Raw genomic sequence first — 16546 nt, forward strand, 5'->3', positions numbered from 1 at the left:
TTCCGCTACTTGGTCGTGGGCTGGTCGTTCAAGCCTTGAACGACGCGGTGCTTTTCAGAGTCTCCCACCATGAAGCCGTTGACGAAGACCGCGATCCCATGCGGCCGTTTCAGCGTGGTGGTTTCTGCCGCAGCGGTTCCCCCCATCACCGTCACGATCTTGTTGGCCGCAAAATCAATCCGGCGGATAGCGTGATTCTCCGTATCGACGACTAGCAAGTTACCGTCGGGTTCGGCCGCGATGCCCTTCGGGCCGCTGAATGTGGCTTCGCGAGGGTCACCTCCATCACCGGTGTAGCCTTTCTTGCCGGTCCCAGCGACGTGATGCAGCGTGCCTTTTTCTCGGTCCAGCCTCCAAATGCTGTTTCCTTCACGCAGCGCGATCCAGATTGACTTTGCGTCGACAGCCAGCGAACGCGGCCCATACAGCGGCGAATCGGATGCGATCGATCCGTCGGTGGGTAGTTTTTTTTGCCCGTTACCGGCGATGGTTTTGACGATTCCCGTTTGAAGATCAATGCGTCGCAGACGATGGTTCTTTGTGTCTGCGACCAAGAGGCCGCCGTCATGGTCCAGCACCACACTGTGTGGCTGGTCAAACTGAACCTTGGTTCCCGAATCACCTTCCCCAGCAAATCCGGGAGCGCCATTGCCGGCAATCGTGGTCACGATATTCGACTGGCCATCGACGCGGCGGATGACATGATTGCGTGTGTCAGCGATGAACAAATTGCCGTCGTCGTCCACACGAACTTCATGCGGCCAGTTGAACGCTGCTTGGTCCGCTGGCCCACCGTCACCGTCATAGCCGAGGCGCCGCGCCCCTGCGATTCGAGAAATCTTTTGGCCGGTCAGGCTGGTTTTCCAAATGCATTGGTCGTCGACCGTCGTGATCCAAACATTGTCCCCGATGATCTCGACGCCAAAGGGATTGCCCAACGCCAATTTCAACCGATCGGCTACTTCAACCGGAGCGTCCGGAGTCGCGTGGACTTGATTGACGTCGACTCCATATCCCACACCAGCAAATCGAATTGCGCCGGAGTGGCTGCGACCGTCCGCGATGTCTTGCGCGACAACGGAGACAGGAAGAACAAGAACACAGAAACAAACCGCTAGTCGCTGGCTAAATGTCATACTCAGAAGATTCTCTCTCGTCAGGCAGCATTTGACTGGGGTACTCGGCTCGTGCCCGTACGGCCACGAACTCAGACACCGACTCAACCGCCAACTTGCTCAGTGCGGAATGACGTCGGCGATCAACGGTGCGGCTACTAAGCGACAGCTCTTGGCCGATCATCTTATTTGGTTTGCCCTGCGCAGCACAGTCCAGCACCGCGAGCTCTTCGGACGTCAGCTTTGCCATGCGTTTGCGAGCGTCGTTGACTCGTTTTCGTTCGACGCCAACTTGCTGACTCCGACGGATCGCCTTGCCGACTTCCACGGCCAGTTCGCCCATGTCAAACGGCTTCTCCAACAAAGAAACAGCACCGTCCTTCATCAGCCTGACAGCGACCGGAACCGTCGCATAAGCGGTCAAAACTATCAGCGACAAATCACTTCCCAGAATCTTCAACTCGCGTTGCAGCTGAACACCGTCCATCGTCGGCATTCGCAAATCACTCACCACACACCCCAATTCGCTGGGAGAAACCCGAGCCAACAGTTCCGATGGTTTTGCAAAGCCCCGAGGCGCATAGCCGTGCAGCCGAAGCGATTCGGTGATCGCGCTGAGCACCAACGGATCGTCATCGACAACATAAACCACCGATTCGCTGGCATCGGTCGGGCCGGTCTGCGCTTCAAGGGTGTTCAAAGGTCAATGATCCTGCGTTCAGGTTTTGTAAGCCGATTCTGTGTGCATCAAACTTCATTGTTCAGTCGCGTGCGAAAGGCAAACGCAAGTTCCCTGCTTCGATGCATCAGTGCAATGCGAGGCATCCGACTGGCTTGTTGCGTCTGACAGTTATGGTGACCGCTCTGGTAGCAATTGTACACGTAGCCATACGACCACGTCGAAAAAGCTCTAGGGATGGCCTCGCGAAGTCGCTACACGCCACCGCTGCGGCCGTCAGCCGAAACTGTATCGGCATTCCACGCACTCTACGATTACTTAACCCAGGATCTGCGACCGCAATCGAGTCAGCAGATCAATCGCGTGACTGATCTCTTGTTTCTGTCGAACGGGATCTTGGGGGATCTCTCGTTCGATCGTCAACGGCCCGGTGTATCCGATTTCGTGAAGCGTTTTCAAGTAAGCTTCGATATCAACCTGTCCTTCGCCCAGAGCGACTTCTGCGCCCCAAGTTTCGCCGGGTTTGTCGCTCCACGTCGCGTCCTTGCAGTGAATGCTGCGAACATGTTTTGCGACCGCACGCAACGCTTCGATCGGCTCGCCTGTTCCATAAAGAATCATGTTGGCGGGATCAAAATTGATCTTCAAATTGTCACGCTTGACTTCATCGATAAACGTCAACAAACCTTCGGCCGTTTCTTGCCCGGTTTCCAAATGCAAGTACTGCTCGTTGGCGGCACAGTGATCGCAAAGCTGTCGCGTCACATCGACGATGTCGCTGTACCCGTCGGCGTCAGGATGGTGAGGAATAAAACCCAGATGCAGCGCGACCGCGTCGCATCCAAGCCATTTGGAGAAGTCCGAAATTTGGAACATCTCTTCCAGCCGACTTTGGCGACTCGCAGCCGGCACCAATCCGATCGTTTCGACGACTGTCGGAATGTCCGCATAGCTCTCTCCGTCAAATCCACCGAAGACAGCCGTACACTGAACGTCCATTTTGCTCAACTGCGAAGCCAATTCGCCGGCCTGCTTTTCGTTGCGCTTGTCACCGTGAGGAGCATGCAGTTGGATCGTGGGAAGTCCAAGTTCCGAAATCACGTCCCACGCGACTCCCAGTCCAGCATCGACGGAAGCGAAGACACCGATCGGCCACTTGTCCATAACTTTATTCTCTCGCAGAAATATGAATTCATCGAAGGTCGCAGCAAGCAGCCTCGCTGTGGATGGGCTATTTTAGCCGCAATGAGGGCGCGTCGCTATCGTGGTGCAGACCGACTTGCTTTTCGGATCAGGCAATCTGTGCGCGTCCTCGGTATCATCCGAGCGTTGTACGAACCGTCCAATCGCTCGGTACTGTATCGCTTCGCGTAATACGTCGCCATTTGACGAACGGCCAGACGCTGCGTTCGTTCAACTTGCAGCGCCCGCAATTCAATTTGGTTTAGCCTAGATAGACAGGGGCAGAACCGTTTGTGTGCCACGACCCCAGCAAATAAATCACTCAGCAAATCAATCACTCAGCAGTACAAGGGAGCATTGGTCTTGAATCGTAACATTTCGACTCAGCGTAAAACCGCGTACTACATCGGCATGGGGATTACACTCGTCGGCGTCATGACCTTTTTATCCGTCTTTGTCACTTCCGCCCTGTCGTTTGGTGATTTCGACAATTTTCACGGGCGAGCACGCAACTCCATGATGCGGTCCATCGTTGGCATGATCCTGATCGTGGTGGGACAAGCCATCCGAATGGTCGGAGCGCGAGGTCTATCGGGGTCAGGCGTGATTTTGGATCCCCAGCGAGCACGCAAAGACTTGCATCCTTACACCAACGCGGTGGGTGGCATGATCCGTGACACCCTGGATGCCGTCCAGCACGATGATCGCTCCGATGGCAACAGCTCTGTCGATGAAGATCCTGACACACGAGGTTTCGCCGCCCATCAAGCAAACCCGGTCATCATGATCCGATGCAACCAGTGCCGAAAGATCAACGAAGAAACCGACAAGTTCTGTAGCGAATGCGGTGAATCGCTCCAGTGAATCGCCGCGCACTTTTCCCACGAATTCACTCCGTACGCATGAAACGTTGATCAAGCCGACCATCGCTTGCCAGGGTGGGTAGCCGACTCCCCACCGGGCGTTCTTGCTGGCTATAATCGGGAGCGATAATCCAGATCAGTTCTTTCTGCGGGGCACATGGTGACAGGTTCAGTTCGTATTTGGGTCGGCGTCGGCACTCTTTGTGCCTTGATCAATTGGGGCGGCGCCGGGCATCCGGCTTGCGCCGACATCGTCGTTTACACCTTGCCAGGAACCAACCTGCGGATCCCGCTCGAAGGCAAAGCGACGGTCAACACGGGCGGCACGGTTTCTTATCGGCACAAACGCGGCACGCTGCATTTTAGCACGCGCGATGTGCAGATCATCAAGACGCCATCGAAGTACGCCCGGTACAACATCCAAGCTCAAAAGGCTCGCAGCGGCGGCGACGTTGATTCGATGTTGGAACTGTCCAAGTGGTGCATTTCAAACGGCATGCTCAAAGAAGCCGACGCCGCACTCAGCAGCGCGTGGAAAGCAGACAGTTCCGACAAACGAGTGCAAACGCTAGGCATGCTGACCAAGTACCGTCGTGGCACGGTCCCATCGACGCCCAGCGCCGAACAGGAGATGGCAAAATTCCTGAACATGAAAGGGATGAAAGTCGCTCGTAGTCGCCACTACATTTTGATGCACGACACGTCCGATGAAATCAATCCGATCACTCGCAAGACCGCCGCGCAACATCGATTAGACCTACTGGAGAAAGTCTACGACAGTTTTTACATGAAATTTGCCCTCGATGGCTATCCATTGGCGATCCCCCGCCAGCCGATGCGTGTCGTACTGTTTGACGAACAAGCGAACTATTTGGTTTTTGTCGCTCGACTTTCGCCCGAGCTGAAGAACACCGCTGGATTTTATTCACCCAAAGATAACATCGCGATTTTCTATCGGCAAAAAAGTGACGAGGCCTTGGAAGGCCTGCAGCAGTTGAGCCAATCGCTCAAGACACTGCGTGATCAGGTCAAGCGAACACGCGTGGCGGGTGCTGGCGAGATCATCCGTTTTGCCAAGACGCTGGAGTTGTTGATCGATATTGTTGGCGAAAACCAAGAGATCGAAGTCGTGACGCACGAAGCGACGCATCAACTTGCCGCCAACAGCAAACTAATGCCGCGTGCTACGTTTAACATGCGTTGGGCTCACGAAGGCTTGGCGAGCTATTTCGAATCGCCCAAGGATGCCAGCTGGGCGGGTATCGGCGCCGTCAATGAACAGCGTCTGATGTGGTATCGATTGCTGGCCGCTGACACGGAACATTCCAACATCAAGTTCATCGTGACGGATCGCATTTTTGACTACGCGCAGTCCAACGGTGCTCAACTGGCAGCTTACGGCCAGTCCTGGGCGCTGACGCATTTTTTGATGGACCAACACATGCCTGAACTGATGAAGTTTTATCGTTTGATGGGTAAACAGCCCGAAGACCAAGCACGCACCGAGCAGTGGCGTGAGGACACGTATGCTTCATTTCAGGAAATCTTTGGCAACACGCAGACGCTGGAAGCTCAGTGGCGGGCCTACATGCGTTCGTTGAAAACCGACACCGCCAAACTTCGCGAGCAACTCTGACGTTTCATTTCTGACGTTTTATCGCCGCGTGTCCGCTACCCTTGCAACCGTGTAAAGAAAGTCCAGCCGATTATGTCGTGGTTTAAACAGCTCACTGGCATCGACGAAGAATCCCCCCCGCAAGTGCGTCGTGATCTTTCGGTCGATGGCGACTGCATCGTCTGTCCGGACGGCCGTCGAATCGCATGGGGTAGCCTTCACACACCGCAACTGGCGGAACTGCGGTCGGACGTGGCCGATTCAAAGCCGACAGCAGGACGGTCAACCCTTCGCGAAATCGTGGGCGATGCCCGGCAATTGCACCGCGATCCATCCAACGCAAACGCGATCTTTCAAGTCGCATCGCAGTTCAACTTGCTGGAAATGACCAGCCCCTCCGTGACGCCCGACCAAGGCGTTGGGATCTACGAAAATGATCCCACCCAAGGTCCTGCGTGCGCGATCGCTTGTGGGGCCGGTACAATCTATCGAAACTACTTTGCTCCCGTCCGCGGCAGTGACGGATTGGCCCTGGTTGGACAAACTGCCGACCATCAAATCGACTGCGCCGCTGAGCTCGGGAAAACGCTGGGGCAAGCCGGCCAAGCAGTCTGGTCGATGGAGAACGGATACTTGTTTCCGACCGACAGCGGACTGGACCACATCAACGCGCGACTACAATCGGCCAGCGCAACGCAGCGCGATGCGTTGCGATCGGAACTGCGAATTGGAATCCAAGCCAACGCGTCCGTCACTCTGCCGGGGGCTCAGCACCGCGTCTCGCAAGCGTACTGCTCCGCACTTCCCGTCGCCTACGGCCGGCAGCCTGCTGACGCCTGGGCGGACTTTGCGAAGTTGATCTTGGAGGCCGCTTACGAAGCCACCTTTTGTGCCAGTGTTCTGAACGCCGATCGAACAGGTTCCCGCAAAGTGTATTTGACTCTGTTGGGTGGAGGCGTTTTTGGCAATCGCGACGAATGGATCACTGCTGCGATCGCTCGAGCGTTTCGGAAATACCGCGACTGGAATTTAGACGTTGCCATCGTTTCGTATCGGCAGTCAAAGCCAGTCGTGGCAGAGCTCGTTTCAATGCTTTGAAAGACGCTCGCCAAGACCGAGTGAAATTGTCTTTGACATTCCAATCAGCAAACACCTGTAATCAATTTGACGCGACTCGTTGTCAAATTGGTGTCGATTGACTGGACTTGGGAAGTGACGCTAGATCGATCAATGCGGCCGTTCTGTTACGCATTTATCCCCAGTTTCACGGCGTTTGCACGGTGAACGGACGTTTGTTGTCGCCAAGGGAGGTTTTGGCACGGCCTTAGCCTTACAGAGACGCGATCCGCCTGAAAATGAGTTTGAGCGGACGCGATTCCTCCGACACAAAGATTGAGACTTAACGAACATGATTAGTATTTCAAAATGGCTTTTGGCACCTGCTCTGGCAACCTGTTTCTTGCTGGCCGGCGATTCCAATTCCGCAAATGCACAAGGCTTTAGTTTGTCCATCGGCAGCAGTTCCTGCGGTGGCTACGGTGGAGGCTATCGTTCAGCCCGACCGGTGTACCATGGCGGATATGGTCACAGCTCTCACTATCGGTCTAGCTACCGATCGAGCTATCGCCCCAGTTACACACCGACCTACCGTTCGCGTTTTCACGACACGAGTCACTACGATTACCATCCCACTGAGATTCGTCGCCACGGAAACCACTTTGACGTAGTACCTGGCCACTACGATCTGCATCGAACCGGCCACTGGCACCACTAAGTCCGACATCGATACGCGGCGCGGATTGCGAAGGCATCCACGCCGCTGATGGCATTTGATAGACTGTCATCCGGATTGCCTTCGCAGACGATACTCCGACACTGGCCGACGATGAGCCTACACGACGACGGTTTGACTCCGGAGGAAATGGTCAACAAAGGATTCTTGTTGACCTGGGTCAAGAGAGCGTGGACATCTCCGGCGCTCGCGAGCGTCGAGGAGTATTTCCACCCCGACTGCGTTGTTACAGGGATGGCTCCCGAGGTTTTGGAAGGCATCGCTCAAGTCCAGGCAGTTTACAACACGCTGCATTCGCGCGTCGAACACAAGCACGCGGAAGTTTCGTTTGCCTTTCTCAAAGGAGAACATTTTTCGATGGTCATGGAGTTGCAGGGTGTGCACCGCGAATCGGACGTCGAAGTAGTGATCGAAGTCGCCGTGTTCGGACGCATGAAGGACGGGCAGATTTTTCAGGTCCACAATGTCGTGGACTATTCGCACATGTACGCCAAACTGGGCATGCTGGACGTCGCCAAAATCCGCACGCTGTTTGGTTAAGCCCGCGAATCAATTCGCAAACTGCCGCGATGATTGGCAGAATGCGTTATCGCAATAGTTTGTTTCCCAAGCCACGCAATGTCGCGATCGATTCGGGATCACCGGCGCATTTCATGGGAACGTTGACGGCGATTTGCCGCGGAAATTTTCCTTGTGAACTGCTGTACGCCTTGTCGTAATACTGCAGAGCCAAATTCGCGAACATGGCGACATCGTTGTTGTCCAGCGCTTCCAGAGCCGCAGCCAACCGGAGTCCGCCTAATCGTTTGCGGATTCGACCGATGGCGGTAGCAAGTTCGTCGGCCGGTAAGTCGCCGTACTCTTGAACCAGAAACTGAACTCGCTGCTCACAGGGCACTTCGACAAACACCACCGGTGCCGCCATCATCTGGTCCCAGAACGGAGCCGGAATGTAGACACGTCCGATCGACCGGCTTTCGCCTTCAATCCAAATCGGCCGGTCGGGGTCCAAGTCTCGCCACTGATCGAACAAAAGATTTTCGAAGTGTTCCACAGTCGGCTGTGGGGGCAATCCGATTCCGCCAAAGACAGACCCGCGATGGCCAGCCAAGTCTTCTAAATCGATTACCTGTTCGCCCTCGTCGCGCAGCAGTTTCAGAAGATGCGTTTTACCCGATCCGCTTTGCCCACTCAGAATCACGATCCGTTTGGGCTCGGCAAATCCTGCATGAACTGCATGACGGTACGCTTTGTAACCGCCACGGATCAGCTGCGGACGGAATCCATGCTGCTGAAGTAAATCGGCAAACCCTTCACTTCGCATTCCCCCCCGCCAACAATGCACAAACAATTCGTCGTCGGGCACAATTGATCGGACAGCGTCGACCAATTGATCGACTTTGACGCCCGCTAACTGACGGCCCCGCGCGATCGCGGGCTCGGTTCCTACCTGCTTGTAGATCGTTCCGATCTCGGCACGTTCGGCATCGTCAAAAAGAGGCACGTTTTGAGCCGACGGGATGTGTCCTCGCGCAAATTCACCGGGCGAACGCACATCGACGATCGGCAATGAACGGGACTGAAGAAACGCCTCGGCGTCGACGACGATACTCATTAACGTTTCACTATCCAAACGGCCTGTAAGGAGGCTCTCGGCTGAAATTCTTACGCGATCCCCTGGCAACCGTCGACCAAGTGATCGAGGAGAAACAGAGTCTAGGTGAGTCCGGTGGCAGGGGACAGGGATGCAACGCGAATCAAGCAAATCGTCATTCTGCCAACGCAGGGGATACCCGGCAAAAGCGACTACTCCGCTAAATCGACTATCGTCTTGTCCTGCTGCCGGGTCAAACGATCGATGACGGGTTGCTGCAATTCACCGGCTGAATCAATCAACAGGGATGGATTGGGCGATACGTCTGAATGCTTCTTGGCCCAATAAGTCATCACATCATTGATGGCTTGGCGACGCTCCAAATCGCTGCTGGTAGAAGTCGTCGCCAGTCCTTCGAGCCCCGCGAACTCACGCAATACGTTGCGTGCGATCAACCGCACGGCTGGATAATCATCGTCCAGTCGCTGCGCCAAAAACGGCAGCAGCCAATCGCTTCCAGAAACGTCCTTGGCTGCCGACCATCCCATGCTCCAAGTCACTAACGCACGTTCCGCCGCGTCACCTTTCAGCGACCACAACAGCGATGCTGCGATCGTTCTTTGGTCCTCGGTAAACCGTGGCGATTCGATTCCGTACCACTGGTCCAGATGCGTGGCCGACCACTGCAACGTCTGGTCCAAGTGGCAAAGGTTGCACGCATTGGGTCGTTTGGCCGCCATGTCGACTGCAAGATTGGGGCTTGTAATCGTATGGTTGCGAACCGCCTTTAAAAGACCGTATGCGGAGTGCGGCATATGGCAGTTGTAGCAACTCGCTCCGCTGGAACCTGCGGCATGGTGCGTATGTTGTTCGCCGTACTGATCCGACTGATGGCACTGCAGACAAGCCTGATCGTCCAACGCGACAGGATTCAATTGATCGTTGGCCCATTCCGCTCGACTGCGCGGATCCGAACCCGACTGATGCATCTGGTGGCATGACAAACACGACATTTCACCACGGACATGGCACGCCGATGCCACCAGCGCGCTGTATTCACGCCCGGTCACACGAGTCACGCCGTCCGGATAAAAACTGCGCGGCAACAGATCATCTTTTGCGCCAGGCAATCCTTCCTTCTTGTTGAAGGCGCGAATCTTTTCGACATCACGCTGCCAGATGAGACGCGTGTCGGAAAGATCATCGCCAGCACGATAACCGTGCCCGTGTTCATTCAACTTTTGCAGGTCTTCGGTACGCATGTTGATCGAGTGGCATTGTCCACAAACCTGCGACGATCGTTCGTGCGAAAGCGAGGCAGGATTGACGATTGGATCGTCGACGTCGCCCAGCACATCGACATTGGTCTGCGATCGATTTCGCCACAACTGCACATGTTTCGCACCAGGCCCGTGGCACGCTTCACACGAAATCCCAAGCTCCGAAACTTGCGTGTCCCAGCCTTCTTGCCCACGCGGGCGTTCGCGGCGATTGGTCGCGTGGCAGGCGCTGCACTCCGCATTCCAACGACCGCGTTCGTCATCCGCAAAAGGAGCTTCTGGACGCAGGAACGCATGATTGCGGGGAACCCACTCTTGAGATTCCTTGATGTACACGATCGGCAGCAAATCGGTCATTCGCCCCAACCCGGTCGCAAACCAGTAAGCCTGCATGTGGTGCGAACCGGTCGTCATCACAATGGGCACATTCAATTTTGCCGAAGCCGCATTTCCAGTCTCGCTAATTTCGGCCCAAGACAGATCCTTGTGCTGTTGAAACCGAAACGTCGTTCCCTGCGCGGACACTTCGACGTCGTCCAACGGCGTCATCAACGCGTCCGGCGAAGCAACTTGAGTCATCGTGCGGTGGTACGAAGCTTGCCAAGACGCGTGGTTGTCCTGGTGGCAATCGATGCACGCATCCGAACCCACAAAGCCGCCCACCGGGACCTCGCTGGGGAAAGTCGAACTCATGTTTTCCAGCGTGGGCCATTGATCGGACGCGTCCGCCTGAGCCGGCAATCCCGCATTCCACGGAAGTATCGCAGCGGTCAATCCAATGACAACCAACGGAACCGCGACTGCCAAGCCGATGCTGCGACGGTTCCAATAGATCAGTCCGCCGCCAAAGATCCCCACCAAAGCGGCGAGCGAAAGTACCAACAGGTTGAGCGAATTATCCATTGGACCTATATTTGCGAAAAACTCGATGACATGCTTCGCCATCGTCTCAGGGAACATTGCTGATCGTGCCGTATCAAGTCGAACCGAAATCGACTCTCCCGTGCAAGGGCTAGCGGCTGGAAGGTCACTCCCGATCCAATTCACTCGGATCGAACCGCCGGCGCAGGCGGGCAGTTGGGAGATTCGTTTGGGCAATCCGCCCGGGAAAACGATCGGACGACTGCGCTAAGTTCAGCGGCCAACAGGGACTTCGGCGGAGACTTCGGCGGCCAACGGATCGCCCAATTGTATCATTTTAGCAATCAGTTTGGCATGCAGCCTTTCGATGTTCGATTGGATCGCTGAAGACTTTTCATCGATCAGATTCACTGACTCGTCGGGATCCGCGATCAAATCGAAAAACTCGTCGCGTCCTTCATTGTGAAAGTCACGCACCAGCTTGAACTTGGGCGTTCGGTAACACCGGAGCGTGGCTTGGGCATAGTGGATCATGGTGTACTGGGCAAAGAAATCTTGGTCCCAATCCGCGACTTCCTGCCCACGCAAGAGGGGATTCAAATCGCGACCAATCGCCAACGGCTTGGACGTTTGCGGAAGCGGCGTCTTGCCATTGCCAATCGCAACCAAGGTCGGAAACATATCCAGACTCGACGCGGTATCGTCGATGACCGTGCCGGGTCGCACCACGCCAGGCCAACGAATGATCATAGGGACCTTGAGCGACAGGTCATACAAATTAGGGCGGTACTTGTTGGAAATCACACGCGTGCCGTTGTGCGTCGGGCCTGGTGGCTTGCGTTTGGTTGCCCAAATGCCGTTTCCTTTGTGCCAAATTCCGTTGTGCCCCAGGTTGTACCCATGATCGGATGTAAAGACGACGACGGTTTCGCGGTTCTTTGGCAATCCATCAATCGCGTCGAGCAACCTTCCAAGATTGCGGTCCACCCCCGACGTGCTGGCCAAGTACTCGCGCATGTTTTTCTTTGTCTTCGCAACATCGAGACCATCGTAGGCAGGGATCGTGACCTCCTGGCCTTCGTAAGCGTCCCAGTCGGCTGGAGCAACCGGCAACCAAGCTCCGTGCGGCGCTCGGGTGTGTAAACACAACAGGAACGGCTGCGGATTCGTTCTGTTCTGCTGCAGATAACTAATCGCATCATCAAACAAGATGTCGGTGGTCAAACCGTCGAACTTGCTGACCACACCGTCTTTTTCCAACTCAGGATTCGACGGAGAAGTCCCACCTGACGGCAACCCCATAAAATAGTCAAATCCATGAGCCGTGGGATGCAACCGTTGATTACCTGGCAGCGTCCATTCGCCCAGATGCCATTTACCAACCAAAGCCGTCCGGTATCCCGCTGCTTTGAGCGCTTCGGCAAAGGTCACACTTTGATCGGGATCCAAAGCGACCTGCCGCTGCGGAGCAAAAAGCTTGTGCTTGGGATGCGTAATGAAATCCTCGATCCCAAAGTCGGTGGCATACCGGCCCGTCATCAACGAAGCACGCGCGGGACTGCAAACCGGTGTTGTGCAAAAAAAGTTGCGGAACATTACACCTTCGGCAGCCAAACGATCCATGTGCGGCGTATTGGCAGTCATCACACCGGAGTACTGGCCACTATCAACCGCCGTCCCCATGGCCCAAGGCGCCTGATCGTCCGTCAACACAAACAGGATGTTGGGCAGCGATTCGCTGGCCGAATCGGCGAGTGCTGTCGCAATCGTCGCTGACGCGATACTCAAGTGCATCGCGAGACAAACGAATGAAGAAAAAATACAAGGTCGCATCAAGAAGTCGCATATCCAAAAGCAAGTGAAGAACGGTGGCCGACTATTGTAGTACAAATCAGCCGGTCTCTTCGCATCCGCGACACGCCCGCTCCATTGTCGAATTGAATCTTCCTGCTTCCCCGCTGCGTGAGCAAAGTCGTTCGACGATCTTTGTCGTCGCTTGCTGCTCGACTCGCGAGATTGATTCGCGTTATTCTAAGCGGCACTGATCTCTTGTATTTCTCACCTGTGCTGGACCGTCGACGTGTCGTCTCAGAATCCCTTGTCGCAATCGTACGAGCCCAACGATCCGTTTCAAGCGAACGTTCAACGTTCGGGATCGAGCCAAACGGTCATGCTGGTCATTTTCTTTGGGTTTGCGTTTCTGTTCTGCGGCGGATTCGCGGGACTGGCATTTGTCGGGCTGCGTCAAATGGCAGGAAAACGCACGGAACTGGAACTTCCAGAACGCCGCGACGATTCGTTCGGTTCCGACGCCGCTTTGTTTAACCTGTCGCTTCAGACCCCAGATGACGGTTCCGACGACAATGCCGAGTTGCAGACGTTTGTTACCGCAGTACTGGACGATTCGCAGAACGGCATTGAAGTCCCTCTAAACATCGAACTGTTTATCGAAGCGATCGGAGAAAGTCGTTTTAATACGGAACCGCTCGGGATGCTGGATCGATTTACATTGCGAACTTGGCTGAAGGAGTTTGCGCCCGTTCCGACAGGAGCAGACGAACACTATCGAATCGTGAAAATGCGGCAGGGTTCGGATTCGAGTTTTGCGACAGTTGACATCTTGAGCTATTCCGATGAAAGCCAGGCGACGACGGTTCAATGGTTTTTGGCGAAAGACGGCGACAAATGGTCGGTTTACGATTGGCAGCATCTTGAATATGGATTCCGCACATCGGATCAGTACGCAGCTCATTTGCGCGGATCCGATGCGAAAACCGAAGCCTACAATGATGCATTGCAGCTAATCGAAGACGCTTATGCCGCTTGGGAAAACGACGAACCGGAATTAGCCCGCAGCACGCTGGGGCGAGTGACCACGATGCGACTGTTGCCGTGCGATAGAGCGAACTTGTTGATGGACGTTGCCTACTACCATATGAGTTTTGACGACTTCGGAGAAGCATTGCGAGTTCTGAAACTGGTGCCAAATCCTGAGAAACGCTGGGGTGTTTGGCCAAGCGTCGCGGTTTGTCATTACAGTCTGGGACAAAACGAAAAAGCGATGGTTGCGATCAGAAAAGCCGAACGCCAATCGCCCAACCATCCCAACGTCCATGCCGTCCTTTGCCATATCCATTCGGCGATGGGTGACCACGATCTCGCGGCTGATGCAGCGGTCAAAGCGTTGGCAGAAACGCCCAAGGATTCAGCGACGTTTTCGACCGTCGTGCAATACGCCAGACCCAAGGACTTGCCAAGTCTGATGCGAATCGCCGTCCGCGAGAATGACGAACGTCTCTGGCGGCAATTGCTCAATGGGTCCGTCTACAACCAGGAATGGACGACGGCATTGCTTTCGAATGTCGAACAAACGCAAGGGACACCAGTCGGTATCGAAGAGTATCTGGCAGGACATATCGCTTGGGCTTCCGAGGAATACGACTCGGCAGCAGAAGCCTACCTTTCGGCCAAACAGAGTGCCGACGAAGACTACTTGGTGGATCAAGCTGCACGCTGGCATTTGAATGCTCGTGTCGAAGGGGAAAGCTACCAACAACTATTCGCCGAAACGAGCAATGCCTCGCAGGTCATCCAAGAGCTGGTCGATCTGGCTTTTGACGACGAACTGTATTCGGACCCAGATGCATTGCTTGCTGCGGTCGAAGCAAATCCCCAAATCAACAAAATCCCGTGGGCCAAAGCATTGAAAGGCTGGTGCTGCTTTTCGTCCCAAGAGTTCTCTGCCGCCCAGAAAAACTTGGAATCTGCGTTGACTTGGATCAACGAACACAGCGAAGAAGTCGACGAACAGCAGTGGTATCTACCAACGATTGAGTACTACATCGCCGAGTGCCTGCTGAGCCAGAACCAGCCGTTGAAGACACTAGAGCGTTTTCCAAACAATGCACTGCGTCAGCGACAAATCGGCGACCATCTGCTGGACCTCTGGGACGGTGACCAAGTTCGCGAGTTCCTGATTGCGACGGAGAATCTAGAACCGAGCGAGATCAAGATTCAGCGGCATCGTTTGAAAGCCCAGCAGGGTTTCCTTTCGGGCGATATCAACGTGTGCGATCAACAACACACTGCTGCGATTGCACTGGCCAATGAATGGTACGACGAAGCGTATCGCTACCAAGTGCAAAATTTGGTTAAGCAACGAGCCAAGCAATTGGCGCGGGCACAACGATGGCGAAAACCCGTCGACACGGGCAACGAAGACGACCGCGATACTCACTTCCGATCGTTTGCATCTGAAAGTGCAATGCTAGTCGATCTGGCCAACCTGGAACGGTGCGAAAATGAAGCACGCGAACACCCTGACTTGGGTGACGACCTGCGAGCTCAGATCGCCTGGGATCACGGTAGTTGTCTGGAAGAACGCGGCGACCTGCGGGAAGCAACAAAATCGGTCGAACAATCCCTCCTGGGCGCCGCTGCCAGTGATACGTGGAGGACCGTCGTACGTAACGAAAAGCTAGTTGATCTCCACCTTCGATTGGGCAACCTGTCCAACGCAACGTCTCACGCGGACGCCGCGACCGACGACAGTGAACTGATTCCTGGCCGGGCGCTGATCGAACTCGGCAACGGTGAATTTGATCTTCTGCTCGCGCGACTTCGAGCAGTCCCCTCGGACACCGCCGCCGACTGGATCGCATCGGACCTGCAACAGGTTTTGATCAACCGTCTAAGCCATTCCGATCAACACGCCGCGTCCATCAACGCTTTGTCGCAGGAGTTTGCGTTCGCGGTGTCTTATCATCGACCGGCATCCTGGGGCGAACTCTATTATCCAGCCGGCGTCGCACTCAATCGCGAATTTCTGTCCGGCGTGCTGAACCGTGCATCCAGTGGCAAGTTTCGTGTTCAAGAGATTGACGCTGATCGGCTGGATGATTCTTCTTCCAAATTTATGATCGCTGTCGCATCAACCGGCGAAAGGGTCCTGTTTCGGATTCGCAGTCGAACATTCCAGACCCGACTGCTGCCTAAGCAACTTCATGACGCTTTTGATGCCAGTGTTCTGCAGCTTTCGATTTGCATTTTGGATGACCAAGCCAAGTCGACGCAGCGTCTGTTCCGCTTGGCCGAACTCGCCTCCGACAAGGCCATCGCGTTTCAACACAATCGTTCGCGGTATCTTTGGGAGGGAACCGATCTGCCCAACCAATTGCGTTGGCAGGATCGGATGCCCGTTTCTTCGCGAACCACGTTGGCAAATTTGGAAGAAGAAGAAGAAGAAGAAGAGGCCGAGAATGAAGAGAACCAGGAAGAAGAACGTCAGTCTTGGAACATTCAAAAGTGGCATGCCTATCTTCAAGACAATCCCAACCCACCGATCGTGCAGGTCCGGCAGCACGTGGGGCCAGTCAGCGAATTGATCCCAGTTAAGTTGATTTCGGCGGACGTCGATCAACACCGACTAGAGTGCACGGCGCAGTCGGACTCGTTAGTTTCGTCGACGATCCGAACCGGAATGAAGCTCAAATGCGCCTCGTCACAGTTACTGCCTCCGGCCGGCGAATAGACGAAATGCGATTGATGCCACTGGCGCGGGGAGCA

General features: G+C 55.0%; 12 protein-coding genes. 6 read left to right on the top strand and 6 right to left on the bottom strand.

The genetic code is table 11. The features are described 5' to 3' along the window. Window positions 1–5 precede the first annotated feature (5 nt). From K239x_RS14415 to K239x_RS14425, 3 genes are all read right to left on the bottom strand, one after another. Entirely contained in the window at window positions 6–1136 is a 1131-nt protein-coding gene (locus K239x_RS14415; protein ID WP_145418830.1) for an NHL repeat-containing protein, read from the bottom strand. After that, on the bottom strand, window positions 1126–1815 hold the full coding sequence (locus K239x_RS14420) for a response regulator transcription factor (RefSeq protein WP_145418832.1): 690 nt from the start codon (window positions 1813–1815) through the stop codon (window positions 1126–1128). Before K239x_RS14420 ends, K239x_RS14415 begins: the two co-directional genes overlap by 11 nt. Window positions 1816–2112: 297 nt before the next feature. Continuing rightward, window positions 2113–2958: a sugar phosphate isomerase/epimerase family protein gene (locus tag K239x_RS14425; protein ID WP_145418834.1), complete on the bottom strand. Its 846-nt coding sequence runs from the start codon at window positions 2956–2958 to the stop codon at window positions 2113–2115. Between the two features lie 381 nt (window positions 2959–3339). On the opposite strand from K239x_RS14425, the gene K239x_RS14430 reads away from it, so the two are divergent. The 5 genes from K239x_RS14430 (at window position 3340) to K239x_RS14450 (ending at window position 7786) form a co-directional block, all read left to right on the top strand. Beyond that, a complete protein-coding gene (locus K239x_RS14430; RefSeq protein ID WP_145418836.1) occupies window positions 3340–3840 on the top strand; it encodes a zinc ribbon domain-containing protein in 501 nt (166 codons plus the stop codon). Between the two features lie 156 nt (window positions 3841–3996). After that, on the top strand, window positions 3997–5475 hold the full coding sequence (locus K239x_RS14435; protein WP_145418838.1) for a DUF1570 domain-containing protein: 1479 nt from the start codon (window positions 3997–3999) through the stop codon (window positions 5473–5475). A gap of 72 nt (window positions 5476–5547) precedes the next feature. Then, window positions 5548–6552, top strand: a complete 1005-nt coding sequence (locus K239x_RS14440; RefSeq protein WP_145418840.1) for a hypothetical protein — start codon at window positions 5548–5550, stop codon at window positions 6550–6552. A 310-nt stretch (window positions 6553–6862) separates the two neighbouring features. Beyond that, entirely contained in the window at window positions 6863–7228 is a 366-nt protein-coding gene (locus K239x_RS14445; RefSeq protein ID WP_145418842.1) for a hypothetical protein, read from the top strand. Between the two features lie 111 nt (window positions 7229–7339). Further along, window positions 7340–7786 (top strand): nuclear transport factor 2 family protein, encoded by a 447-nt coding sequence (locus K239x_RS14450; RefSeq protein ID WP_419188958.1) that lies wholly within the window; start codon window positions 7340–7342, stop codon window positions 7784–7786. Between the two features lie 46 nt (window positions 7787–7832). Here the strand turns inward: K239x_RS14450 and mnmH are convergent, their stop codons facing one another. The 3 genes from mnmH to K239x_RS14465 all read right to left on the bottom strand — a co-directional run bounded on the left by mnmH (window position 7833) and on the right by K239x_RS14465 (window position 12775). Then, the gene (gene mnmH / locus K239x_RS14455; RefSeq protein WP_145418846.1) at window positions 7833–8861 is read right to left on the bottom strand and encodes a tRNA 2-selenouridine(34) synthase MnmH; all 1029 of its coding nucleotides are present in this window, start codon (window positions 8859–8861) and stop codon (window positions 7833–7835) included. 191 nt (window positions 8862–9052) lie between these two features. Further along, window positions 9053–11023, bottom strand: coding sequence for a multiheme c-type cytochrome (locus K239x_RS14460; RefSeq protein ID WP_419188959.1), 1971 nt, complete (start codon window positions 11021–11023; stop codon window positions 9053–9055). A 231-nt stretch (window positions 11024–11254) separates the two neighbouring features. Further along, window positions 11255–12775, bottom strand: coding sequence for a sulfatase family protein (locus K239x_RS14465; RefSeq protein ID WP_419188960.1), 1521 nt, complete (start codon window positions 12773–12775; stop codon window positions 11255–11257). A 286-nt stretch (window positions 12776–13061) separates the two neighbouring features. On the opposite strand from K239x_RS14465, the gene K239x_RS14470 reads away from it, so the two are divergent. After that, window positions 13062–16511: a tetratricopeptide repeat protein gene (locus tag K239x_RS14470; protein WP_145418852.1), complete on the top strand. Its 3450-nt coding sequence runs from the start codon at window positions 13062–13064 to the stop codon at window positions 16509–16511. Window positions 16512–16546 lie beyond the last annotated feature (35 nt).

The sequence above is a fragment of the Stieleria marina genome (genome assembly GCA_007741555.1).
In the GTDB taxonomy this organism is placed as follows: Bacteria; Planctomycetota; Planctomycetia; order Pirellulales; family Pirellulaceae; genus K23-9.